Genomic DNA, 23951 nt, shown 5'->3' with positions numbered 1-23951 from the left:
CCGTGCGGTCACTCGATCGCGTGGACGACGGGCATGAGGGCGCTCGGTTGGTCCTGCGGGAGGAACAGGAGGGCGAGCGGGAGGCGGGCGAAGGCGGTGGTGAGGACCAGCGGCAGCGGGGGCTCGGCGTCGCGGCGGGCCTGGATCCGGCCGCGCAGGCCCTTGTCGCCGCGCTCGGGGCCGAGCAGGTCGAGGACGAGGTCGAGGATGGTCTTGCGGACAGGGAGGACGCGGAGCTGGAGCTCGCGCCGCTCGCCGACGCCGCTGCGCTGGCGCACGAGGGCGACGGCCTCGCGCAGGCCGCCGAAGGCGTCGACGAGGCCGAGCTCTTTGGCGTCGGCGCCGGAGTAGACGTGGCCGCGGCCGAGCTCGTCGACCTGCTCGAGGGTCTTGCCGCGAGCGTCGGCGACGCGCTTGCGGAAGAGGTCGTAGACGCGGCGGATCGAGGCGTCCATCCGGGCGCGCTCGTCGGCGGTGTAGGGGCGGTAGAAGCCGGCGATGTCGGCGTTCTTGCCGCGCTTGAAGGTGTGGGTGGCGACGCCCAGCTTGTGCAGGAGGCCGCTGATGTCGAAGTGCAGGGTGACGACGCCGATCGAGCCGGTGAGGGTGGTGGGCTGGGCGAACACGTGGTCGGTGCCGGCGGCGACGTAGTAACCACCGCTGGCGGCGACGTCGCCCATCGACACGACGATCGGCGGGCTCTTGCGCGGGTCCTTCTTCCACGCCTCGTGCGTGCGCGAGACCTCGCGCCAGATCAGGTCGGAGGCGAGGGCGCTGCCGCCGGGGCTGTTGACGCGCAGGACGACGCCCTGACACGCAGGGTCGTTCCGCACGGCCCGCAGCTGGGCGACGATGGTGTCGCCGCCGGTGAACTGGGTGCCGAGCAGGGGGATCGTGCGGCTCTCGCCGTCGATGATGGTGCCCTCGACGAGGACGACGGCGATGTAAGGCGCGCTCGACCAGGTCTTCGGGTCAGGTTCGGTGTCGTCGAACTGGGCGAACTTGACGCGCGCGCCGACGGCGTCGCCGATCTTCTCGACGACCTGGTCGCGGTAGACGACGGCGTCGACGAGGCCGAGCTGCTCGGCCTTCTCCGGGCCGTAGGGGGCGTCGTCGACGAGGTCGCGGACCTGGGCGATGCTGAGGCCGCGGGCCTGGGCGATGTCGTGGGCGACCTGGGCGAAGGTGTCGTCGAGGATGGCCTCGCGCTGCTCGCGATCCTTGTCCGAAGGCGCCGCCCGCGAGAACATCTCGTGCGCGGACTTGTACTCGTCGATGTGCAGGGCCTCGACCTGGACGCCGAGCTTGTCGAGGAGGCCGCGCAGGTAGAAGGTGGTGGACGAGAGGCCGAAGGTGGCGAGCTCGCCGGCGGGGTGGATGAACACCTGCTCGGCGGCGCTGGCGAGGTAGTAGTCCTTGAGCTTGGTGTCCTCGAGGTAGGCGAAGACGTGGCCGCCGGCGTTGCGGATCCGGACCAGCGCGCTGCGGACCTCCTGCAGGCTGGCCCAGCCGAGGCCGGTGCTGCGCGCGTCGACGAGGAGGATCGTGCGCCTCCCGGCCTTCTCGGCCCGCTCGAGCCGCTGCAAGAGGCCGAGGAGGTGGCGCTCGCCCTTGATCGCGGAGATGTCGACGCGCTCGACGTCGACGAGGCGCGGCCAGAACACGCGGCCCTGGCGGGCGGTCGAGAAGCGGGCGGCGAGGCCGAAGCCGTCGAGGCCTTCGCCGAGGCCGGCGTGCACGCCGCCGCTGACCTTCATGAAGTCCCAGGCGACGGCGAGCTGGACCGAGCCGCGCACGGCCTTGTCGGCGCGGACGAAGTTGTAGGTCGAGGGATCGAGGGCGTGGACGCGGACCTGCTCGACCTCGGCGGCCAGCTCGAGGCCCTTGTGACGCACGGCGATCCGGCCGCGCGGCAGGGCGCCGAGGTTGTCCCACTGGCTGACCTGAAGGCCAGGTTGATCGGCGCGGAAGCGGCCGCGCACGCCGCCGGCGAGCTCGAGGGTGCGGGTGCCGAGCGGGCGCACGGCCAGCTCGCCGACGATCGAGAGCTCGCTCGCGAGGTCGCCGTAGGGCCTGAGGTCGGCGGGGCCGAAGCGGGCGACGGCGCCGATCGAGGCGTAGTTGCGGACGCGAAAGAGCAGGCCGACGTCGAGGTCGGGGGCGCGGAGGAGGCCGTCGGCGCGCAACCAGTGGACGCCGAGGCCGAACGCGGCGATCTTGCCGTCGCCGCCGGAGAGCGCCCACGAGATCTTGGTGGCGTCGGGGTTGCGGGCGGAGAACGGGTCGGGGAAGCCGCCGCCGAAGCCGGGCCGCAGGGCCTGCACGCCGATGCCGGTGGCGAGGCCGAAGCCGAGGTTGAAGCTCATGAAGCCGCCGAGGCCGCCGCCGCGCGTGAACGGGCTGACCGAGCGGTAGCCCATGACGACGAGGTCGAGGCCCTTCACCGCCGACAGCAGGGCAGGGTTGAGCTCGATGCTGCTGGCGTCGCCCTCGCCGGAGTAGTCCTTGATCGGGCGGTCGACGCCGTCGGAGGCGGGGCGGTCGAGGGCCCGCGGCTCCTGGGCGTGGGCGGTCCCGAAGGACAGGATGAGACCGAGGCCGGCGACGAGCGCCGCGCACGAGGCGTCGCGCCGCGTCCTCGCCCGGGCAGCCGTGAAGGCCGAGCGGCGGCGGTCGGGCGAGGGTGAGGCGTGCGGCTCCGGTCGCGGCGCCCGGCGCGTCACTGCAGGTGATCCTCGGAGATGATGTCGACGATGGCGAGCACGTGGCGCACGCCGAGGATCCGCAGGCTGTCGTCCCAGGGGACGGTGATGCCCTGATCCTTGGCGAACAGGACCTGGGCGCCGACGGGGATCCCGCTGACGTTCTCGCCGAGGTCGGCCTTGGGCTCGTCGTCGTCGTCGTCGCCGTCGACCACGAAGGTCGGCTTGGGCATGGTGCGCGCGACCTCGACGACCTCGGCGAGCAGGGCCTCGCTGTGGCTGTCCTTCGCGCCAGCCGGGAGGAACAGCCCGGATTCGCTGCGGTCGGGGCTCTTGATCACGCGCACGAGGACGCGCGGGCCGAGCGGTTGGATGTGGCGCGAGACCCGGCCCGGCGGGGTGCGGTCTTCGTCGGCGGGCGGCTTGCTGCGAGAGGGCATCGGCCGGGACTTTAGCCGAGACGGCCGCGACAATGCAGGGGCGGCAGCCGGCAGCCCGCGTGCGCGTTCAGGCGAGGCCGATCCGGCGCCGCACGAGGACCTCGCCGCCGAGGCAGACGACGAGCAAGACCATGGCGACGCCGCCGCTCCACACCGGAATGTCGCGCCGGCTGTCGACGCGCTCGCGATCCTGGCGATCGGGGGCGAGCGGCGGGGCGGCGGGCAGGTCGTCGTCGGCGGCGCGCAAGAAGCGGCCGCCGGTGGCGTCGGCGAGCCGCTTCAGCCGCTCGTCCCCGGGGCCGCTGGCGAGGCGCGTGAGCTCGCGGCCGGCCGCCTGGACGAGGAAGACGCGGCGCGCCTGCTGCGGGGCGGCGGCCGCCTCGTCGCCGCCGGCGCGCTGGGCCACGGCCTCGTAGGCGCCGACCGAGAGGCCGCCCGCGAGGGTCTCGCTGGCCCGCCCGAGGGCGTCGGTGGTCCATGTCCCCTGGGACAGGATCGTGACGGGGGCGTTGGGGTCGGCGCCGGGGTCGTCGGCGGCCCGCCCGAGCGGCTGCACGCGCCAGCCGATCTCGACGCCGGCCTCGGGGGCGTACGACGGCGAGAGCGCGGCGGCCCGCAGGGTGATCGGGGCGCCCAGGAGGTAGGTCGGACGGTCGGTCTCGAGCGTGAGGCGGTCGGCGGCGCTGTCGCGGAGGAGCCAGCGGATCGCGCCGAGCCACAGCAGATCGTAAGGACGGGCGCCGTCGACGATCGGGAGGTCGGCGTGGAAGCCGAGCCGCCAGCTGGCGCCGGTGCTGAGGACGAGGACGCGGCCGCGGCCGGGCTCGGCGATGGTCAGCAGCGGACCGCCCTCGGGGTGACGCAGCAGCACGGCGCTGCCGATCTCGGCCTCGTGGCGGGCCAGCTTGGCCGGGTTGTAGCTGTCGAGCGGCGGTAAAGCTGTCCAATTGGACAGGCCGCTGTGATCGATCCACGCGGTGATCGGGTGGCGGCGCCCGGCGTCGGTGACGGTGGGGCGGAAGGCCTCGGTGTCGAGGCCGGTGGGCACGCGCAGGTCGACCGGGACGACCGCCGAGAGCGCGGGCGCCGGGTAGTCGCCGGTGGCGAGCCCCATGTCGCCGCCGATCATCACCAGGGCGCCGCCCTCCTCGACGTAGCGGCCGATGTCGGGCAAGTAGCGGCCGACCTGGTGGTTGAGGGCGTCGAAGTTGTGGAGGATGACGAGGTCGAAGCTGCCGAGCTGCTCCTTGAACAGCTCGTCGGTGGGGAAGGCGATCAGCGACAGCGGAGCGAACGGGTCCTCGCGGTCGGCGTCGTCGGCCCCGCGCAAGATGTAGTAGCTGAGCAGCTCGACGTTGGGGTCGCGGCCGAGCAGGGTGCGGAGGGCCCGGACGTCCCAGTCGGGCCGACCGGCGACGTGCAGGGCGCGGACCTTGTCGCGCAGGACCTTGACGACGAAGGCGCGGCGGTTGTTGTGCGGGCTGGCCTCGCCCTCGACCGGGCGGACCTCGATCTCGTAGACGAACTGGCCGACGCGGTCGGGGGCGACCTCGAAGCGGACGGTGGTCTGGCCGCTCGCCGGGGCGACGAACGGCTCGGTGGCGACGACCTGACCGTCGCGGCGCAGGACGACCTCGGTCTTGGCGCCCTCGAGGCCGTGGGCCTCGATGTCGGCGGCGAACTCGACGACGTTCTCGACGAAGGCGAACTCGCCGGCGCGCAGCTCGGTGAGGGCGAGGTCGACGAGGTGCGGGGCGCCGGCGGCGACGGCGGTGATCGGGACGCCGAGCTCGCGGCCGGCGAGGACGAGCGGGTCGTCGGCGCCCCGGTCGGCGCGATCGAAGAGGCCGTCGGAGACGACGATGACGCCGGCGAGCGGGCGCGGGTCGACGGCCGGGTCGACGGCGGCGAGCTCGGCGAAGGCGCGGGTGAGGTCGGAGGCGGGCTGGCGCGCGGCGAGATCGAGGGTGGCCTCGGTTTCGCCGGTGAGCGGCTCGCTGCCCTCGCCGAACCGACGCACCTGCACGGCCAGGCCCTGCTCCTTCCAGGCCGCGCGCGCCGGCTCGGAGCGGCGCCACAGCTCGCGCACGCGGTCGATCCGCCGCATGGCCTTTTGGCCAGGCGACTCGGCGTCGGCGACGCCCATGCTGGCGCTGTCGTCGACGAGCACGACCAGGCGCGGGCCGGCCGAGCTGGTGGTCTCGAAGCTGAGCGAGAGCTCGAGCGCGACCGCCAGCAGGGCCAGGGCGCCGGCGCAGCGCAGGGCGAACAGGGCGGCGCGCAGGCGCGGGCTGACCCCGGGGACAGGTTTACGGTAGGCCCGCGCGGCCTCGACGATCGCCAGGACCACGGCGGCGAGCACCAGCACGAGGCCGAAGGGTCCGGGGACGTGGCCCGCGGTGATGCGCCAGCGCTCCATGATCAAGCAGCTCGGTCAGCGCCACCGCCGGTTGCGGAGGAGGGTCTCGACGTGGGCGCGGTCGGCCTTGTAGTCGGTGCAGGTGGCGTAGAGCAGGATGTTGACGGCGAAGCGGAAGGCCCACTCGCGCTGGTCGGCGCCGCCGGGGACGCACGGCCAGGTGAACAGGCCCGACTCGCCGCGGGCCAGCGCGCCGCCGAGGTCGTTGCGGACGAGCAGGGCCTTGAGCCGGCCCTCCTCGTGGATCCCGAGGACATGGTCGAACGTGCTGGTGCGACCGAGCGGGGTCTCGACCAGGTAGAACGAGCGGTAGAGGACGTGGTCGGCGGCGACGCGGGTGAGCGCGGCGCCGGGCAAGATCCGTCCGAGCAGGGCGGTGACGTCCTTTTCGAAGCCGAGATCGGCGCCGCCGTCGGCGGCGTCGAACACGATCATGCCGCCGAGGTCGAGGAAGCGGCCGAGGGCGGTCTCGGCGGCGGCACCCAGGGGCGGCAGGTTGCCCTCGCCGGCGACGTAGAGGAACGGGGTGTCGAACAGCCGGCGCGAGTCGGCGGTGACGACGCTGGGCTCGCGCACGGGCTCGAGGCGGGTGCGCAGGCGCAGCTCGACGGCGAGCTCGCGCATGGCCCCGGGGCGCGGGTTCCACTTGCCGGGGTACTGCAGCTGCGGCAGGTCGACGGTGAGGACGGCGGTCGGCTCGCGGAACTCGTCGCCGCCGAGCGGGCCGAACAAGCCGGGCTCCTGGGCCCGCAGCGGGCGCGTCGCGGCGGCGGCGCACAGACCGGCGGCGCCGGCGAGCAGGCTGCGACGGGTGCGGGGCATGGGTGGCGAGGATAGCATCGCGCGGGGCCGGGAGCAGGCCGCTTCACGGCAGCAGCGCGCCGAAGGTCTGGGTCCAGTAGTAGGTGAGGTTGCCGGTGCCCTCGTAGAAGCCGACGCCGGTGTGGGTGTACTGCGGGTTCATGAGGTTGGCGCAGTGGCCGTCGCTGTCGAGCCAGCCCTGGACGGTCATGCCGGGGTCGTCCGAGCCGGCGGCGATGTTCTCCCCGGCGGCGGCCCAGCCGGTGTAACCGGCCTCTTCGATACGGTCGAACGGCTCCTCGCCGTCGGGGTTGACGTGGTCGAAGAAGCCGCGCTCGGCCATGTCCTGCGAGTGCTTGCGCGCGGCGCAGTGGAGCCGCACGTCCATGCCGAGCGCCGGGGCGGGGCCGAAGCTGCCCATGCTCCCGCAGTCGGCGCCCTCGGCCCGCGCGGCGTTGATTCGCTCGAGCACCTGCTGTTCGCGCTCGATCCACGCGGCCAGCCACTTCTTGTCGGCGACGGTGTAGCAGTACGGGGTCATCCACGCCGGGTCGTCGGCGCCGCCGGTGGTGTCGCCGGTCGGGTCGTCGGTGGTGTCGCCGGTCGGATCGGCGGTGGGGTCGGTGGCCGCGGAGGCGCCTTGTTCGGTCCCGGCGCCGCCGTCGTCGCTGCAAGCTGTCCCGAGGAACATGGTCGCACAGACTTGTACGAAGAGACAGGTGACTCGGAGCCCGCGCGACGTCATGCGGGCAGCGTAGCAGAGGCGCGCCGAGGACGGCGACGGCGATGCCGGGGCGCGCGGCGCGACGGCGGCGGGCGGGGCGGGGTCAGGGAGAGAGGGGAGAGCCCGAGGAGCGCCCGTTCGCGCGAGCGAGGCGCGCGAGGGCGTCCGCGCGAGGGGTTCGGGAGGTCGCCGGGGGAGCGCGTGACGTCAGCGCGGGGCGGCCAGGGTGAGCGTCCAGTAGGCGGCCCGCTGCGGCTCCTCGGCTTCCTTGGCCATGTAGGTGGCCTCGCGGCCGCCGACGCCGACGTCGACGAGCTCCCGGGCGTAAAGCTGCCAGCAGCTGGTCGGGTTGTCGCGCCAGGCGGTGACGACGTCGGCGGCGTCGTCGAGCTCGTCGACGGCGTCCTCGGTGACGACGGCCACGACCTCGGCGAAGGTGGCGGCGTTGTACTCGAGGCTGGCGAGGCGGCTGCCGACGCCGAGGCCGTCGGGGTCGACCGAGCTGACGTACTCGCGCTCGATCATGTCGGCGGTGTGCAGGCGAGCGGCGCAGCGCAAGGCCGGCTGCATGCGCAGGGGCGGCGCGGGCGAGAACTGCAGCTCGCCGCAGCGGCCGCCCTGGGCCCGCAGCTCGTTGATCCGCGCGAGGACCTCGTGCTCGGCCGCGGCCCAGGGATCGGGCCACTCGCCGTCGGCCGCCGGCTCGCACGCGGCCAGCTCGGGGACGGCAGGCGCAGGCGCCTGCTCGGGCGGCAGCGGAGGGTCGCAGGCGAGGACGAGGAGCGCGCCGACGCACGTCCCGCGGAGCGCGGTGGCCATGGCCCGGGACGATAGCCGAAAACTCCGGCGGCGACGCCGTCAGGCGACCAAAGAGCATCGGGCCGAGCGCGGCTCGACCCGATGGGGTGGTGCGGATGGCGGAGGGCTAAGTTAGGAGAGGGCTAAGTTCTAGATAAGCCAGTGGTCAAGCCAAGTAAGCCAAGGCCGGGCGGCTCGCAAAGAAGCGGAGGAAGCGGCGCGCCGCCCGTGTCAGACCAGGTTTGCAACGACGGGGCCTGGCTTGGATGTGGTTGAAATGACAGCGGTTTGGTGTGGAGGCCGGAGCCGGGCGGGAGATCGCGCGACGCCTGTGCCCGGGCGCCCGCCGGATCGCGCGACAGCCCTGTCAGGGGTTTGCCGCCGGGGCCGGATCGACGATCGTGGCGGCCATGGACGCGAGCTCCCGGGTCCGGCTCAGCAAGTTCCTCGCGCTGCACCTGCGCCACGATCCGGCCGGCCTCGGCCTCGAGCTCGAGCCCGGCGGGTGGGTCACGGTCGAGGCGCTGCTCGCCGCCTGCGCCCGCAAGCAGCGGCCGATCTCGCGGGCGCAGCTCGAGGAGCTGGTGCGCACCAGCGACAAGCAGCGCTTCGCGTTCGACGCGACGAAGACGAAGATCCGCGCCAACCAGGGCCACACCGTCGCGGTCGACCTGCAGCTGGTCCCGGCGGCGCCTCCGCCGGTGCTGTACCACGGGACAGGCGAGCGCTCGGTGGCGGCGATCCTGCGCGAGGGGCTGCTCAAGATGCGACGCCACCACGTGCACCTGTCGGCCGACGCAACCACGGCCCACCGCGTCGGGGCCCGCCACGGCCGCCCGGCCGTGCTGAAGGTCGACGCGGCGGCGATGGCGGCGGCGGGCTTCGTGTTCTACCGCGCCGAGAACGGGGTCTGGCTGGTCGAGCACGTGCCGCCGGACTACCTCCGCGGGCCGTGAGGCGCGGGCGTCGAACGCGACCGATGAGGCGGCTCGGCGACCGATGCCGAGGCCCGTGGGCTCGTCGTCGGGCGAGTCGCGGCGCGTCGGTCTCCGCGTCGTGGCCGCCCGTGAGGTCGGCGCTGCCGTTCGCGCTCGCCACGCCTCGCGCGGCGAGCCGGCCGCGGGCGCCCCCGAGGACATGCTCGAAGGGAAATGTCCGCAGCGACATGGCCTTTCAGGCATGTCCCGCGGACCTCCGATCACTGCGGCATGTAGGCGTGGATCGTGTGCAGACCGACGCCGCTGGCCGGCTCGGTCGACGGGACGAAGAAGCGGAACTCGACGCTGCGGGCGACCGGCTCGACGGGGTCGGTCTCGGCGACGATCCGGGCCTCGTCGATGCGGCCGCGGGCGGCTCGCAACATGGCCTTTCGGACAGGCTCCGCGCGCGGGCCGACGAGGCGGAGGCAGAGGTTGGGGTTGCGCTCGAGCTCGGCGAGGGCCTGGACGAACGCGGGCGGCGGTCGGCGCGGCTGGGTCCGCGCCGGCTCGGGCTCGGCACGGGCCGTGGGCTGCTCCGGCGGCGCCTGCGTCGTCGTCGTCGGGGCACACCCGAGAACGGCGAGGACGAGGAGCAATGCGGCGCGGCGTACCACGCCCTCACCCTGATCGGTTTTCACAGGGTGGGGTTGTGCATGCCCTCACCAGTCGGCGATAGCGGCGCCCCAGGTGAATCCGCTGCCGAACGCGACCATCGCGACCTTCTTACCGCGCACAAGGCGCCCGTCCCGCGCGCTCTCCGCCAGCAGCAGCGGGATGGTGGCCGCGGTGGTGTTGCCGTAGCGCTCGATGTTGTGGGGGACCTTCTCTTCGGGGATCTGCAGCTGCTGGGCGATGAACTGATTGATGCGCAGGTTGGCCTGATGAAAGAAGAACAGGTCGATGTCCTGCAGGTCGAGCGAGAGCGACGAGCAGGCGCGCATCAACGAGCCGACCATGGCGGCGACGGCGTGCTTGAACACGACCTTGCCGTCCATGGTCGCCCACAACATGTCCGCGGGGACAGTGCCGCTGCGGTCGGGGTTCTTCGGCACGAACGGCCGCTGGCGGATGTCCCAGATCTTCTGGCACAGGACCTCGGCGAAGCGGCCGTCGGCGCCGAGGAACACGCCGCGCACGCCGCGGTCCTCGTCGGTGGCCGAGACGATGACGGCGCCGGCGCCGTCGCCGAACAACGAGGAGACGGCGCGACCCTCGGCCGAGAGGTCGAGCGCGGCGGAGTGGGTCTCGGCGCCGACCAGGAGGACGTGCCGCGCCATGCCGGCGCGCACGTGGGCGACCGCGGTCGACAGGCCATAGAGGAAGCCGGAGCACTGGTTGCGGACGTCGAGCGCCGGGACGAACTTGGCGTCGTCGCCCTCGCACAGGCCGAGCTTGCGCTGCAGATAGACGCCGCTGCCGGGGAAGGCGTGCTCGGGCGAGAGGGTGGCGACGATGATGAGGTCGAGGTCGTGGGCGGTGAGCCCGGCCTCCGCCAGCGCCGCGCGGGCGGCCTCGGCCGCCATGTCCGCGGTGCCGACCCCGGCCTCGGCGAACCGGCGCGCCTCGATCCCGGTGCGCTGGACGATCCACTCGTGCGTGGTGTCGACGCCGAACTCGTGGATGAGGGCGTCGTTGCTGACGACCCGCGGCGGCACGTAGGAACCTGTCCCTGAGATGTAGGCGTTGACCACGGCGGGTCCTCCGGCGGCGCAGTCTAACACGCAGGTCCCACCCGGCCAGGTCGCGGCTCCCGGCCGCGCCGCGCCGGCGCTGCTCCGCTTCAAACAGGCCGCAGGCGCGTGGCGACGGCGTGTGTGCGCGACGAGCGTGACGCCGCGTGACCGAAATATGACGGTCACGCGCGCGGCGATGCCGGGCGCACGTGAGCGAGTGACGGCGACGCGCCGGGCCGCGCGCGACCGCGACGGACGGTCACGCGCCGGCCGGGGCGAGCGCGGTCAGTGGCCGCTGCGCGGGCCGCCGATCGTCATGCCGTCGACGCTGTCGAAGCCGTCGAGCAAGAACTTGCTCGGGTCGGGCGGGCCGAACTGCTTGACGCCCTTCTCGGTGCACGGCTCGCAGGCGGTCTCGCTGAGGAAGTTCTGCAGGACCTCGCCGCGGTGCGGCAGGAACACGAAGCGGACCGCGTCGGACAGCGGGAAGCGGGTGCCGAACGGACCCTCGGCGGTGAACTCCTCGCTGATGTGGACGAACCCGAGGCTCGGCTCCCACGGCAGGCCGTCGCCGAAGTCGAGGTTCTCGCCGAAGTTGTTGTGCTCGTGGCAGCCGGCGCACGACAGCGCGAGCGCGCGGTTGATGATGTTGTCGGCGGTGAGGCCGGGGACGGTGATCGCGTCCTCGATCTTCTGGCGGAACGAGCCGCTGAAGCCGGACTGGATGCGGTAGTTGTCGAACTCGCCCTCGGAGTTGCTGGCGCCGGAGGCGAAGGTGCCGACGTCGGTGGTGAAGAACAGGTTGCTGCCGGCCTTCTCGAGGTTCGGCACCTGGCGCACGAACCACTCCTGGAACGCCTCGGCGCCGGGCCACGGCGAGTCGTCCTGGAAGAGCTCGGGGAACGGGTTGTCCTTGAGCAACGTCGGCTTGATGCAGGCCGAGTCGCCGCAGTCGTGGACGAACTCGAACTGGCGCAGCTGCCAGGCGTTCGGCCCGTTCATGAACATGTTGGTGCGGATCTGGCCGCCCTTCGGGCCGTAGTTGTCGGCGTGCACGACGGGACCGGCGCCGGCGGCGTCGACGAAGTAGAAGTCCTCGACGCGGTCGCGGATCTCGGTGATGTCGTCGATCTGGCTGAGGTCGGCCCAGAACTGCGCGATCGGCCGGCAGCCCTCGATGCCGCAGCTCGGGTTCGGGTTGGGCAGCGTGGCCTCGAAGATGATGAGGTTGCGATCGTTGGGGTCGAACAGGCCGGACTGCTTGGCGAACACGATGCGGTACTCGCCGCAGTTGCTGCCGTCGAGCGGGGCGAGGTCGAAGCGGTTGAACACGCCGAGGGCGATGTACGCGTCGGGGTTGTTCGCCGGGTCGTCGAACGGATCGGTGTCGGCGAGCCGACCCTCCGGGCGCGGACACGCGTGGGGGAAGGCGCCCATCGCCGGCGAGCCGTCGACGAGCTCGTCGTCGCAGTGGAAGGCGTCGGGGTGGACGCCGGGCTTCTCGTTGAAGAAGTCCCACCAGCGCTGGTAGAGGACCGTCGGCGTGACCGCGGGCGCCGGGCTGGTGCTCAAGATCTGCGTCATCACCCGCGTGAAGGTGAAGGGCTCCATCACCGTGAACTCGCTGAGGACGAGCGAGCGACGCAGGTCGAGCTCGATGTCGTCGCCGCACAGCTGGCCGCCCTTGTCGGGCGCCGCGAGCGGAGCAGGTCCTGGCGACTTCGGCGACGGGCCGGGCTCCGGATCGAGGCTGTCCGAAGGGTCACATCCCGCCGCGGCGACGGCCGCAGTCAACAACAATAAGTTAAGGTGCAGCGTACGAGCGAGCACAGGTACAAGATAGCGGGCGCGCCGCCCGTCCGCCAGCGGGGACAGCGCGCGCCAGCGAACGGGGGGCCGCCGGGGAGGCGGGCGAGGGGCCGTACGGGGCCCCGCGGGCCAAGCCCGGCGGCCGGGTCCGAAGCCGGTCCGGGTGCGCGGGGCCGTCCGCCGGTCAGGAGCCGGTGCGGGCGATCTTCACCGGGTCCGGGGCGTCCGGCGGGTGCTCGGCCCACTCGGCCTCCAGCTCGGCCCACAGCCCCATGACGACGGCCTCCTGGTCGGCCCAGACCTCGCCGCCCAGGCCCTTCGTCGGTTCGACGCCCAGCATCTTGAGGGTGACCGGCTTGTCGGGGTCGAGCCCGAACTTGGCCGCGCGCCCGCGGAAGTACTTGCCCATGATGGCGGCGACGTTCTCGTTCTTGCTCGGGCACAGCTTGCCGCCGCTGACCGCCCGATGCACCGTCTCCCAGGTCGCCTTGGTGGTGTGCTGATAGGTGCGGCCGTGAGCGTCGGTGCATTCGATGGCAGATCCCGCCTTCTTGATCACGCGGGCGACGGCGCGGCGGTAGACCAGGATGTCGACGATCGCGTCGCACAGGACGCGCGGGTCGGCCTGGTTGTCCCAAACCTGCGTGAAGTAGTTGGAGTTCATGCCGAATAGGCCGTAAGTCTGCCAGTGCTCGGGCGCGGCGTGGTGCGGGTTGCCCTCGTAGAGCTTGGCGGTCTTGTGCCACGCTTGTAGGCTGGCCTCCAGGTCAGGTGACAGGCGGTGCACCAACCCTTGCTGCAGGCTCGACTCCCGCGCTGCCACCAGCTGGAGCAGCTTGAGGAAATCGTCGCTGGCCTTGAGCCGCTTGACGACGTGGGCGAGCACGGCATAGGTCCGTTTCTGCTCGTTCCGCGTCAGTCGCGGGCGCTGCTCGTCGACGCCGTGAACGCACTGCCGAGGTAGGAACTGCCGGACCTGTGCGCGGTCGGCGGCCGCGCGCGCGGTCTCGTCGGCGTCGGCCTCCGCCGGCACAGGAGCCAGCGGCGCGGCGACGCGGGTCGGGGCCTTGAGAACTTCGTCCAGGCTGCTCGGGACGGTCCGTCCGGCGCTGCTCAGGTCGCCGTCGAAGTCGTAGCGGTCGTCGTACCGGACCTCGTGGGCCGCTTCCGCGCTGGCGCCGTCGTCGAGGACGTCGGTGACGACGGCGACGATGTACGCCAGAGCTGTCAGTTGCACCAATCTCATTCCGCAACACTCCTTCGTCTCCGTTGAGCTCGCTGAGGTGGTTCGGCGGCTTGGCTCATCAGGCCGACAAGAAGAAACCGAAAGCGGTGGTCCGTCCAGTGCGCGCGTGCAGGAAATTGCCGCGCGCGCGAGCGTACGGCCGCGTCAGTCGCGTGCATGTGCACGAGCGACCGGCGTGAGAATGTGACAGTCGCTCGTCTGTGTCCGCGCGTCCGCTTTGCTGCAGGCACAAGTTGTGGACAGCGCTGCGCGCGTAAACCCAAGATGTTGTATGTGGAGCGACTTCGACGTCGCGCACATCATCGCCGTGGTCTGAAAGCCGCACGCGTCGCGACGCGCCTCGATCGCTGCGCCCTCGCGCAGCGCAGGAACGCATGCTCTGGCTCAGACAAAGTCACGCGGATCGGCGTGCGCGTGCTGCGGTGCGGTCAGTTGACCGCGTTCGTCCGATCGAGGCGCGGACCCGCGACGAGGATGCATGTACACCGACGCGCTCAGCCCGCGAGCCCGCGCAGGCCACGACGCCGCAACAACCACAAGAAGAACGGGGCCCCGACCAGGCTGGTGATCACTCCTGGAGGGATCACGACGCCGCTGGCCGAGCGAGCGACCGCGTCGACGAGGATGGTCGCGCTCGCGCCGACGAGCGCCGCGAGCGGGACGAGCCGGCGGTGACCTGGCCCCGAGGACATGCGGGCGACGTGCGGCGCGACCAGACCGACGAACGCCAGTACGCCGGTCAGCGCGGTCGCGGCACCCACGAGCAGGCCGACGGCGACGACGACGAGCAGGCGGAGGCGCGCCAGGTCGACGCCGAGCGAGGCCGCGGCGTCGCTGCCGAGGTGGAGCGCGTCGAGGTCGCGGCGCAACCATAGCGCCAGCGCGAGCCCGAGCCCGCAGGGGGGCACGGCCCACGACAGGTGCGGCCAGCTGCGGCCCTCGAAGCTGCCCATCAGCCAGTAGACGACCTTGAGCCCGAAGTCCCACTGGTGCGAGGCGAGGGCCTGGCACACGGTGATCAGCGCCGAGCACAGGGCCCCGAGCGCGACGCCGGCCAGCAGGAGCACGGCGAGGCTGGCCTGTCGCCCGGCGGCCGCGAGCAAGAGCACCATGGCCGCGGCCGCGCCGACGGCGGCGACGACGGGGATCGCCCACAGGCCGGCGCGGTCGAGGTTGAACAGCAGGCCGACGACGGCGAACAGGGCGGCCCCGGAGCTGACGCCGAGGACCCCGGGATCGGCCATCGGGTTGCGGAACAGGCCCTGGCACAGCGCGCCCGCGGCGGCCAGGGCGGCGCCGACCAGGCCGGCCAGCAGCGCCCGCGGCAGCCGCAGGTCCCACACGATCGCGCCGCGCAGCCCGAGATCGTCCCCGGAGAGGCGGCGGCCGATCACGCCCAGCGCCTCGCCGAGGCCGATCTCCCCCGGACCTGTCCCGAGAGACACGAGCAGCGCGAGCGGGATCGCGGCCGCGGCCAGCCAGGTGGTGCGCGTCACGGCCGCTCCGCGAGCAGGCGGTCTTGCAAGATCTCCGCGGCTCGCGCCATCCCCTCGCCGGTGCTGGCGAGCGCGCGGCCGGGCACCGCGATGATCCGCCCGCTGCGCGCGGCCGCGGTCGCGCCCACCCCCGGCAGCGCGGCGATCGCCGCCTCGGCGGCGGGGCAGGCCGGGTCGTCGGGCTCCGCCGCCGGGCAGCCGGTGACGATCACCGGCGGGTCCCACGAGACCATCAGCTCCAAAGCCACAGGGACATGTCCTTCGAGACCTTTCTCTTTGGCCAGGTTCGAAAGGCCAGCCGCCTCGGCGATGTCGTCGAAGCTGGTGCCCGCGGCGGCGGCGTGGCCGTCGCCCCAGCTGATCGCGGAGAGCGGGGCGGCGGGGCGGCGGGCGGCGAGGCGGGCGAGGCGGGCGTCGAGGTCTTCGAGCAGGCGCTCGCCGGCGGGCGGGTCCTCGACCACCGCGGCGAGCCGGCGCACGTGGGCGCGGTAGTCGGCGAAGCCGGTGAAGCGGGTGAACTCGAGCAGGCGCACGCCGTGGCTCGACAGCAGCTCGCGCACCTCGGGCGAGGTGAAGCTGGCGATGATCGCCAGGTCGGGGTCGAGGGCCAGCAGGCCCTCCGAGGTGAGCGCGCGCCGCGGGGTCTCGGGCGGCCACACGCCGGCGACGCCGGAGTAGCGCGGGTCGTCGGCCAGCGCGCTGACGCCGACCACGCGGGCCTGCGCCGCCGGACCGAGCGCCCACAGCACCTCGTCGGAGAGGATCGTCTGCGAGACGATCCGCCGCGCCGGCGCGTCGCCGGCCTCGCGCGCGGGCGCGGATGCACCTGTACAAGCAGACAGGGCGAAAAGGACAGCGAGGCCGCGCGGCACCGCGGGCAGTCTAGTGCCGCGCGCGCGCCGTTTCGACCCCTTTTCGCCGCGCGCGAGGACGGCGCGCGGCAGGTCGCGTGCGCGAGCACCGGCGAGGCCGCGCCACCGCGTCGCGCTTCCCGAGGCGCGGGCGGTGGGCGCGGCGTCGGAGCGCGCGCAGGCCGAGGTCGCGGATCGCGGCCGGGCCGCGTCGGGGACGGTTTGTCGGCGTGACCGGGACGAGATCGCCGGGGCTCGCTCGCGGACCGCGGACATGGCGTTCACGGGATCGCCACGGCCGCGTACGGGGCGAGACCGAGCGCGAGCGGGGCGCCTTGCAGCGGGGCCGGCGGGTGCTGGCGCAGGTCCCACGCGCGCAGGCCCGAGGCCCCGTGGGCCCGGTCGCCGAAGTAGAGGATGTCGCCGACGACCTCGAGGCTCTGCTCGACCGATTGCAGGCCGGCCGCGATCTCCTCCAGCGGCTCGTCGCGGTCGAGCGCGGCGCGGAACAGCGCCAGCTCGCCGAAGTCGGCGCGGTAGGCGGCGAGGTAGATGTCGGCGCCGCCGGGGCCGAGGTCGAACGCCTGCGGCTGGCGGTAGTCGGTCAGGCCGGCCGCCTGCAGGCGCGCGTCGGCGACCGCCCACGTGGATGTCCCGGAGGACAGGTCGACGCGCTCGAGCCCGGTGGTCAGGACCAGCGCGGTCCGGCCCGAGGGATCGGCGGGGTCGAGCCGGAGCTGCCGGGCCCACGAGCCGAGCAGCGCCAGGCCCTGGGCGCCGGGCACCTCGGGCTCGAGGTCGTGGACGGCGCCGCTGGCGAGATCGACGGCCGCGAGACGGGCGCGCGGCTCGTTGGGCACCAGGCCGGCGTCCTGGTCGACGCGGTCGACGGCGACGAACAGCACGCCGCCGCACAGCAGCAGGTCGGAGGCCTCCGGGTTGCCGTCGGCGTCGGCCAGCGGCCCGAGATCGATGCGCCCGGTCAGGGCTGGATCTGTCCCGTCGGCCAGGTCCCACACCTGCACCTCGGGGGCGCCGAACAGCGAGACGTAGCCGCGCCCGTCGGCGCCGACCACCAGGGCGTGCGGGTTCGCGCTGACGACCGCGGGATCTTCGGCGACGATCGCCCGCTGCGCCAGCAGGCGGAAGCCGTCGTCGGGGTCGAGCACGTCGAGCGCGTCGAGGCCGTAGCGGTGCAGCACGTAGGCGACGCCGTCGTACCAGAACGGCTTGGCGTCGGTGCTGCCGAGCGCGACGTCGGCCTCGGCCGTGAAGTCGGCCAGCGCCACCGTGCTGATCCCGCCGGTGGCGAAGTCGGTGGTGGTCACGAGCAGGCGGGTCGGCGCCGCCGGCTCGCCGACGCAGGCCCCGACCTCGCGCGGCCAGCCCGCGATCGGCGGCGGCGCGTCCGCGGCCGGCGGCGCCTCGTCCGCGGGCGGGCCGCCGGGGTCGCAGGCGATCCCGACAAGCGCGAAAGTACAGGTACGAACGGACATGTGCATGAGGACCTGGCTCTCAGGGCAGGGGGATGAAGGTCCACGGGGCGACCGCGGTCTTGAGCCCGTCGCCCTGCAGCTCGTTCTGGGTGGCGGGGTCGTAGACGCGGACGCGCGGGTCGGCCGGGTCGGCGTCGCCGATCCACAGGAAGCCGCCGACCCGCTCGAGCATCTTCTCGCCGGAGTTCAGGCCCTCCATCACCTTGACCGGCGCGGCCGGCTCGCCGCCGTCGAGGCCGACGTGGAACACGGCGGCGGCCGGGAACTCGCCGTCGGTGGCGGCGAGGAAGATCGAGGCGCCGCCCTGCGCGAGCACGAACGCCTGCGGGTCGAAGCCGTCGATCCCGGCCTCCGCGAGCACTTCGGGCGCGACCGCCCACTCGGCGGTCCCGCGGGACAGGTCGACGCGCTCGACGCCGGAGGTCAGGACCAGCGCGGTGTGGCCGGCGGCGTCGGCCGGGTCGCGGCGGATCTGCTTGGGGTAGGGGCCGAGCAGCGCGATGCCCTGGGTGCCCTCGGTCGCGGCGTCGAGGTCGAGGACGGCGCGCGCGGCGAGGTCGACGGCGACGAGGTAGCTGTTGTCGACCGGCGCGAAGTCGACGAGGCGCTGGACGCCGACGAACAGCACCCCGCCGCAGGCGAGCGCGACCCCGGCCTCGGGGCTGCCGTCGGCGTCGGCGACCGGCGACAGGTCGATCTCGCCCTGCAACCAGGTCGACGAGTCGGCCGCGGAGAAGTCGTAGATCTGGACCGCCGGCGCCGCGAACAGCGGCACGTAGGCGAGGCCGTCGGCGGCGAAGGTGACGCCCTGCGGGTTGGGATCGTCCGAGGCGGGGTGGGTGACGTCGACCGAGCCGCGCAGCAGCCACTCGCCGGCGCGGTCGACCACGTCGATGCGGTTGTGGCCGAAGCGGTGGACCATGACCAGCCAGTCGCCGGTGGCGCCGAGGACGGTGTCGGTGGTCGCCGGCAGGATGTCGGCGGTGACGGCGAGGTCGCCCGCGTCCACCCGGCCGAGCCCGGCCGGCGTCACGAAGTCGTTGGTCACCAGCGCCAGCTCGCTCGCGTCGTCGGGCCCGAAGTCGCACGGCGCGTCGAGCTCGACGACCACCGGCGCCTCGCCTGTCGTCGGGGACATGTCCGTCGTGCCATGTCCTTCGGTATCGGTGCCGGTGTCGGTGTCGGCGTCGGTGTCGGTGTCGGTGTCGCCCTTGGAGGGGTTGCAGGCGGCGAGGGCGAGGGCGGTGGTGAGGAGGGCGGGGCGGCTGATCATGACGGTCTCTCGGTGGTTCGCGGGCGGCGCGAGGGCTGGAGGTCGACGCGCAGGGTGGTCCAGAGGCTGGTGCCGGGGAGCGGGAAGAAGAAGAAGTCGCTGATCGGGACGGTCACCGTCGGGCCGCCGGCGACCGGGGGGCGCCAGGCGGCGACGCGGGCGCCGAGCAAGTTGCGGACCTCGAGGGCGAGGTGGATCCGCTGCAGCAGGTGCAGCTCGAGGAAGGCGCCGACGAGGGTGCGCGCCGGGACCTCGAAGCGGCCGCTCGGATCGAGGAAGGTCCGCGCGGCGTGCTCGAAGGTGGCGCCGAGGCGCGGGAAGAACTCGCGGCCGCGGAGGTCGTAGGCGTGGCCGGCGACGACCTGCACGAACAGCTCGTGGCGCGGGCGACCCGGCAGCGGCTGGCCGCGCATCGACGGCTCGGCGCTGCCGTTGCGGGTGGCGAGCAGGGTGTAGTTGCCGCGCAGCTCGAGGTCGCCGCCGAGCAGGCGCAGCGCGGCCGCGGCCTCGAGGCCGGCGACGCGGGCGCGATCGAGGTTGGTCGGCCGCAAGTAAGGGCCGGTCTGCGTCCACGCGATCAGGTCCTCGGACCAGGTGACGAACCCGGCCGCGTGGGCGTACAGGCTGGTGCGCGCGGGCGGGGTGCCGACGACGAGGCCGCCGTCGAGGCCGGTGCCGCGCTCGGGGCGGAGGCCCTCGTTGCCGACGGCGTAGCCGCGATCGCCGAACAGCTCGACGAGGGTCGGCGGGCGGAAGTAGCGGCCGGCGCTGGCGCGCAGGCTGATACCTGGCCGAAGAGACAGACGCATGCCGAGCCGCGGCGAGACGCCGAAACTGGTGTGATCGCGGCCCTCGTCGCTCTGCTCGCCCTGGCCCGCGGGCACGGCGAAGGCGCTGCGGAGGACGTCGAGCCGCACCGCGGGGGCGAGCTGCAGGCGCCCGGCGAGCAGGCGCTGGTCGAGCTCGAGCCCGAGGCCGCCGGCGACGCGCCGGCGATCGGCGTCGCCGGTGGCCCCGAGCGGCCCGGTCGAGGCGGCCCGCTCGTCGACGCGGACGAGCTCGCCGCGCACGTCGGCGACCAGGCCGATCTCGGCGCCGCGCCACACGCCGACGCGGCCGCGCGGCGAGGCGTAGAGGTCGAGCGCGCGGGTGCGCTGGTCGTCGCGGGCGAGGCCGATCTCGCCGGCCGGGTCGCGGAAGCGGACCTGCTCGGCGAGCACGCCGAACACGCCCTCGACATGTCCTGCGGGCCAGGTTCGGCGGACGCGCGCGACCGTCCGCGCCGCCACCGTCCCCAGCCGGGTGTGCCGCGCCTGGGCTCCGGTGGCCATGCTCGGCACGCCCTGCTCCTTGACGAACACCAGCTCCTGCACGCTGTAGCGCAGGTCGCCGACCCGGCCGTGGACGGCCACCTGGGCCAGGGCGCGGTCGTAGCCGTTGTTGACGCGGCGGTCGAGGCGGTCGTCGCTCGGGTCGAGCGGGGTCTCGCCGATGTTGTGGAAGCGGAAGTCGCCGGCCGAGCCGGTGTAGCCGGCGCGCACGTCGAGGCAGTGCGCCGCAGATGTCTTTCGGGGCATGCCCGATCGGGCATGTCTCGAAGAGCGCGCCACGAGCGGGACGGTGGCGCCGACGCGGGCCTCACGGGCGGCGAACGAGCCGGCGCCGACGACCGCGCGCAGGCGCGGGGCGGGGGCGCAGCGCAGGTCGGAGCCGAGGTCGACGGCGCCGCCGAGCGCGGCCCCGCCGTAGGCGATCGGCACCAGGCCGCGGTAGATGGTGACGGCGCCGAGGGCGTCGAGCGGCAGGTCGGCGAGGTTGACGACGCCGCCGCTGCCGGCCGACAGCGGCACGCCGTCGAGGAACAGCGCGACCTGCTGGGCCGAGGAGCCGCGCAGCGACAGCGCCGAGTACTGCCCGAGGCCGCCGAGGCTGCGCACGGTGGCGCCGGCGCTGCGCGCGAGGATCTCCGGCAGGCCGTCGGCCGACCGTGCCCCGCGCTCGGCGGCCAGCTCGATCGCGGTGTGAAACCCCGGCCGCTGGGCGTCGAGGCGGCGCTGGGCGTCGAGGCCGTCGCCGTCGCCGGCGCGCACCACCGTGCGGTACGGCCCCGCGCGGCCGCGAGCGCGGCCGGCAGGGGAGGGCCGCGCGGCGGGCTCGCGGTGCTTCGCCGGGCCGGCCGCGGCGGCCCCGTCTCCGGCTCGCGTCGCGTCGGTGGCCCCGTCTCCCGCGCGCGTCGGGTCGGTGCTCCGCGCGGCCTCTTCTTCATGACGAAGCGCGGCGCCGGCCGACTCGGCGCCATCGCTCGCGCTCCGGCCGTCGCGGCTCGCCGAGCCGCGCGCGGCGGCGCTCGGGATCACGACGAACGCCGCGACGGCGGCACGGACGAGGCCGCGGAGGCCCGGTATGAAGGGGGCGAGTGCGATGGCGAGTGAACTCCCGTCTCACCAGGCTCTCGGGTCCGAGAGCCGTCACGGCCGCAGCCGTGCATGCGGATCGCAGGAGCGGGGCCACGCGAACGCGCCCGAGGTCGAACTCCCGCGACCTCCCGCCACGGGCCGAACGGCGCGGGCGGACGTGGCACGCGGCAGGTCTCCTGGCTCACGGGTCATCCTCGACCGGCGCCTTCCCACGGCCCATGGCCGCAGTGGTCCCCTTTGCGGGGTCGCCGGTCTCGTCGCCGTTCACAGTGGCGGGAGCCGCATCGGACTGGGCGCCGACGACGTGAGTCGAGGCACCGCACCGATTTCCCTCTTCGAACCGGGCTGGAGATCCAGCCCGACCGCGTGCGTGGATGGCTTGTCAAGCAGCGCGCCTCGGACCTGTTTCGGGCGAGGCGAGGGCCTTACTGCGCTTTCGGGCGCGCGATTGTCAACGGCGCGATCGCGCGCTGACTCACACGTTTCGCGCGTGCTTTTCCCGGACCGCCGGGGTTTTGCGAGTTGAGAGGCCCATAAAAAAAACGTAAGTTCCGAAACATGCTGCGCTCCTCCATCGCTCTCGCGCCTCTCCTCTGTCTGTCGGTCGCGTCCGCGTGTTCGGACGACGGCGGTGCCTCGGGTACGGAAGCGCCCGACACGACCGCCACGAGCGCCACCAGCGACGACTCGACCGGCGGTGACACCACCGCCGAGCCGACCACGGGCGAGCCGTTCGAGCCGTTCCCGGCGCGCGGCGGGATCGTCATCGACCGCGTCGAGGCCAACTCGGGCGTGGCGGTGGCGATCGGCAAGGACGGCGCCGAGGTCCCCGGGGCCGATCGCGTGGCCTACCTGCCGGCGCGGCGCGACACCCTGGTCCGCGCCTACTTCAAGCTGCCCGAGGGCTGGGTGCCGCGCGAGCTCGAGGCGCGGCTCCACCTCACCGGCGGCGGGGTCGACAAGGTCTACACGGCCAAGATGCTGGTCGAGAACGACTCGCGCGACTCCGACATCACCAGCACCTTCTCGTTCGGCGTCAAGGCCGAGCACGTCCAACCTGGCCTGAAGTACAGCATCAGCCTGTGGGAGACGGCACCTGGCCAGGAGGACACCCCGGAAGGCGACGTGCCGCCGCAGGCGCCGTACAGCGGCACCGCGTTCGTCGGCATCGAGAACGCGGTCGCCAACATGCGCGTCGTCCTCGTCCCGGTCGCCTACGACTTCGGCGGCTGCCAGGCGACGGTCGACCCCGCGGCGATCGAGAGCAAGTTCAAGCAGGCGCTGTTCCAGCAGAACGCGCTCGAGTCGCTCGAGTTCACCGTCCACGAGCCGTACCCGGTGACCTACGACATGACCGCGTACCAGGGCCTGTCGCGGCTCGTCAGCGAGATGAGCCAGCTGCGCACCGCCGAGGGCGCCGACCCGAACGTCTACTACTACGGGCTGTTCGACAACTGCGGCGAGTGCATCGGCGGCGGCAGCGGCATCTCCTCGGGCTGCACCGTCGGCCTCGCCGCCGACATCACCGGGCCCGACAAGTCCGACGCCTCGCGCCGGGCCGCCGCGGGTCAGCTCAACAGCGGCGCCGCGGACACCTTCGTCCACGAGATCGGCCACACCCAGGGCCGGCGCCACATCGAGTGCCCCGGCGGCAACTCGCAGGGCAACGACGGCACCTACCCGCACGCCAACGGCGTCATCGGCGTGTGGGGCTTCGGCATCCAGGACATCCGCCTGCGTCACCCGAGCACGCACTCCGACTACATGAGCTACTGCGGCTCGACGTGGGTCTCGGACTGGCAGTGGAACGCGACCTACCAGCGGATCCGCACCCTCAGCTCGTGGGACCTCGAGGGCGCGCCGGCGCCGGGCCACGACGATCACCCGGGCGAGGGCGGCCTGCTCCTCGGCGCCATCGACGACGGCCAGGAGATGTGGTGGACGGCGCCCGGCTCGCTCGCCGCCGACGCCCCGCGCAGCGCCACCCACACCGTCGACTTCGAGTTCGCCGACGGCACCACCCCGGTGGCCGCCCAGGTCAGCGTCCGGCCGCACGGCACCACCCTCAACATCGTCGCGCCGCTGCCGGCCGACTTCGACGGTCGTCAGCTGCAGCGTCTCACCTTGCGCGCGCCGGAGGGCGACAGCGCCGTCGAGCCCACGGCCGTCCGCTGGCTTCACCGCCCGGATCGCCTCAAGGCCGCCGAGTGAGTCCACGGGCCGCCGTCGCGCCGCGCGGGAGATCTACTCCGCGCGCGGTCGCGGCGCGCGGTCCGCTCGCGTGCGGCGAGTGATTTCTGGCCCGCGGACGCGCGCCCGCGCCGGCTATCCAGGACCTTGGACTTGGGTTAGCCTGGGCCGACTGGAGTAAGCGGATGCTCGACTTCCCGATCGCAGAGCTCATCACCCCCGAGGAGCAGGTGGCTGTCGCCCGCGCCGTGGCGATCATGGCATCCCGCGACAACCAGGTCTCCGACAGCGAGCGCCACTTCGTCGAGGAGCTGATGGGACAGATGATGCTCCTCCCCGAGGAGCGTGACCTGGTCCGGCGCGAGTTCTCCCACCCGTCCGACCTGTCCAACGTGGCGCGGTCGGTCCAGCACCGCGAGGCGCGGATCTTCCTGTTCTACCAGGCCGTCTGCGCCGCCCTCGCCGACAACAAGATCGTCGACGGCGAGATGGACGCGCTGCTGTTCCTGGCCGAGGCCTTCAACTTCCGCCGGGAGCACGCCACCGCCTTCATCGCCTGGGTCCGCGACACGCTCGACCTGCGCGAGCGCGGCCAGCAGCTCCTCATCGAGATGTGAGTCATGTGAGCCGCCGCGG

General features: G+C 73.4%; 18 protein-coding genes and 1 riboswitch. Of the genes, 3 read left to right on the top strand and 15 right to left on the bottom strand.

Annotation, left to right across the window (positions count from 1 at the left end; translation table 11 throughout):
* Positions 1–8: 8 nt before the first annotated feature.
* The 6 genes from sppA to NAEX_RS02830 form a co-directional block, all read right to left on the bottom strand.
* Positions 9–2723 carry a signal peptide peptidase SppA gene (gene sppA, locus NAEX_RS02855; protein ID WP_096325982.1) on the bottom strand — a complete coding sequence of 905 codons (2715 nt, stop codon included), beginning with the start codon at positions 2721–2723 and terminating at the stop codon, positions 9–11.
* Positions 2720–3142, bottom strand: coding sequence for a co-chaperone GroES (locus NAEX_RS02850; protein WP_245913595.1), 423 nt, complete (start codon positions 3140–3142; stop codon positions 2720–2722). The genes sppA and NAEX_RS02850 overlap by 4 nt, the downstream gene beginning before the upstream one ends.
* Positions 3143–3209: 67 nt before the next feature.
* On the bottom strand, positions 3210–5561 hold the full coding sequence (locus tag NAEX_RS02845) for a hypothetical protein (protein WP_096325981.1): 2352 nt from the start codon (positions 5559–5561) through the stop codon (positions 3210–3212).
* A gap of 15 nt (positions 5562–5576) precedes the next feature.
* A complete protein-coding gene (locus NAEX_RS02840; protein WP_170135400.1) occupies positions 5577–6383 on the bottom strand; it encodes a DUF4159 domain-containing protein in 807 nt (268 codons plus the stop codon).
* 43 nt (positions 6384–6426) lie between these two features.
* A complete protein-coding gene (locus tag NAEX_RS02835) occupies positions 6427–7107 on the bottom strand; it encodes a CAP domain-containing protein (protein ID WP_143140409.1) in 681 nt (226 codons plus the stop codon).
* A 186-nt stretch (positions 7108–7293) separates the two neighbouring features.
* Positions 7294–7905: a CAP domain-containing protein gene (locus NAEX_RS02830; RefSeq protein ID WP_096325978.1), complete on the bottom strand. Its 612-nt coding sequence runs from the start codon at positions 7903–7905 to the stop codon at positions 7294–7296.
* A gap of 389 nt (positions 7906–8294) precedes the next feature.
* Here NAEX_RS02830 and NAEX_RS02825 point away from each other — a divergent pair, with 389 nt between their 5' ends.
* Entirely contained in the window at positions 8295–8840 is a 546-nt protein-coding gene (locus NAEX_RS02825; protein ID WP_096325977.1) for an RNA 2'-phosphotransferase, read from the top strand.
* Positions 8841–9082: 242 nt separating this feature from the next.
* On the opposite strand, the gene NAEX_RS02820 is transcribed toward NAEX_RS02825, so the two are convergent.
* The 9 genes from NAEX_RS02820 to NAEX_RS02780 all read right to left on the bottom strand — a co-directional run bounded on the left by NAEX_RS02820 (position 9083) and on the right by NAEX_RS02780 (position 20798).
* Entirely contained in the window at positions 9083–9478 is a 396-nt protein-coding gene (locus NAEX_RS02820) for a hypothetical protein (RefSeq protein WP_143140408.1), read from the bottom strand.
* Positions 9479–9523: 45 nt separating this feature from the next.
* Positions 9524–10555 (bottom strand): 3-oxoacyl-ACP synthase III family protein, encoded by a 1032-nt coding sequence (locus NAEX_RS02815; RefSeq protein ID WP_096325975.1) that lies wholly within the window; start codon positions 10553–10555, stop codon positions 9524–9526.
* A 267-nt stretch (positions 10556–10822) separates the two neighbouring features.
* The gene (locus tag NAEX_RS02810; RefSeq protein WP_096325974.1) at positions 10823–12331 is read right to left on the bottom strand and encodes a hypothetical protein; all 1509 of its coding nucleotides are present in this window, start codon (positions 12329–12331) and stop codon (positions 10823–10825) included.
* A gap of 199 nt (positions 12332–12530) precedes the next feature.
* Positions 12531–13583: a hypothetical protein gene (locus NAEX_RS02805; RefSeq protein ID WP_143140406.1), complete on the bottom strand. Its 1053-nt coding sequence runs from the start codon at positions 13581–13583 to the stop codon at positions 12531–12533.
* A 503-nt stretch (positions 13584–14086) separates the two neighbouring features.
* Positions 14087–15088: a FecCD family ABC transporter permease gene (locus tag NAEX_RS02800; RefSeq protein ID WP_170135399.1), complete on the bottom strand. Its 1002-nt coding sequence runs from the start codon at positions 15086–15088 to the stop codon at positions 14087–14089.
* Entirely contained in the window at positions 15085–15960 is an 876-nt protein-coding gene (locus NAEX_RS02795; RefSeq protein ID WP_170135398.1) for an ABC transporter substrate-binding protein, read from the bottom strand. Before NAEX_RS02795 ends, NAEX_RS02800 begins: the two co-directional genes overlap by 4 nt.
* Positions 15961–16220: 260 nt before the next feature.
* Entirely contained in the window at positions 16221–17435 is a 1215-nt protein-coding gene (locus NAEX_RS02790; RefSeq protein ID WP_143140404.1) for a hypothetical protein, read from the bottom strand.
* 19 nt (positions 17436–17454) lie between these two features.
* On the bottom strand, positions 17455–18708 hold the full coding sequence (locus tag NAEX_RS49470; RefSeq protein ID WP_170135397.1) for a hypothetical protein: 1254 nt from the start codon (positions 18706–18708) through the stop codon (positions 17455–17457).
* Positions 18705–20798, bottom strand: coding sequence for a TonB-dependent receptor plug domain-containing protein (locus NAEX_RS02780; protein WP_143140403.1), 2094 nt, complete (start codon positions 20796–20798; stop codon positions 18705–18707). The genes NAEX_RS49470 and NAEX_RS02780 overlap by 4 nt, the downstream gene beginning before the upstream one ends.
* A gap of 476 nt (positions 20799–21274) precedes the next feature.
* Positions 21275–21507, bottom strand: a riboswitch (cobalamin riboswitch).
* A 176-nt stretch (positions 21508–21683) separates the two neighbouring features.
* Between NAEX_RS02780 and NAEX_RS02775 the strand changes: the two genes are divergently transcribed.
* Entirely contained in the window at positions 21684–23336 is a 1653-nt protein-coding gene (locus NAEX_RS02775) for a hypothetical protein (protein WP_096325968.1), read from the top strand.
* 164 nt (positions 23337–23500) lie between these two features.
* Positions 23501–23932: a tellurite resistance TerB family protein gene (locus NAEX_RS02770; RefSeq protein WP_096325967.1), complete on the top strand. Its 432-nt coding sequence runs from the start codon at positions 23501–23503 to the stop codon at positions 23930–23932.
* Positions 23933–23951 lie beyond the last annotated feature (19 nt).

The sequence above is a fragment of the Nannocystis exedens genome (genome assembly GCF_002343915.1).
GTDB classification, from domain to species: domain Bacteria; phylum Myxococcota_A; class Polyangia; order Nannocystales; family Nannocystaceae; genus Nannocystis; species Nannocystis exedens.
Note: the sequence above shows the minus strand (reverse complement) of the source record. Positions and strands in the feature narration are given on the sequence as shown.

Bases quoted from the DNA above. Each gene is read 5' to 3' on its own strand.
- NAEX_RS02850 (WP_245913595.1), bottom strand. From the start codon at position 3,142: ATGCCCTCTCGCAGCAAGCCGCCCGCCGACGAAGACCGCACCCCGCCG.
- NAEX_RS02845 (WP_096325981.1), bottom strand. From the start codon at position 5,561: ATGGAGCGCTGGCGCATCACCGCGGGCCACGTCCCCGGACCCTTCGGC.
- NAEX_RS02840 (WP_170135400.1), bottom strand. From the start codon at position 6,383: ATGCCCCGCACCCGTCGCAGCCTGCTCGCCGGCGCCGCCGGTCTGTGC.
- NAEX_RS02835 (WP_143140409.1), bottom strand. From the start codon at position 7,107: ATGACGTCGCGCGGGCTCCGAGTCACCTGTCTCTTCGTACAAGTCTGT.
- NAEX_RS02830 (WP_096325978.1), bottom strand. From the start codon at position 7,905: ATGGCCACCGCGCTCCGCGGGACGTGCGTCGGCGCGCTCCTCGTCCTC.
- NAEX_RS02825 (WP_096325977.1), top strand. From the start codon at position 8,295: ATGGACGCGAGCTCCCGGGTCCGGCTCAGCAAGTTCCTCGCGCTGCAC.
- NAEX_RS02790 (WP_143140404.1), bottom strand. From the start codon at position 17,435: ATGTCCGTTCGTACCTGTACTTTCGCGCTTGTCGGGATCGCCTGCGAC.
- NAEX_RS49470 (WP_170135397.1), bottom strand. From the start codon at position 18,708: ATGATCAGCCGCCCCGCCCTCCTCACCACCGCCCTCGCCCTCGCCGCC.
- NAEX_RS02775 (WP_096325968.1), top strand. From the start codon at position 21,684: ATGCTGCGCTCCTCCATCGCTCTCGCGCCTCTCCTCTGTCTGTCGGTC.
- NAEX_RS02770 (WP_096325967.1), top strand. From the start codon at position 23,501: ATGCTCGACTTCCCGATCGCAGAGCTCATCACCCCCGAGGAGCAGGTG.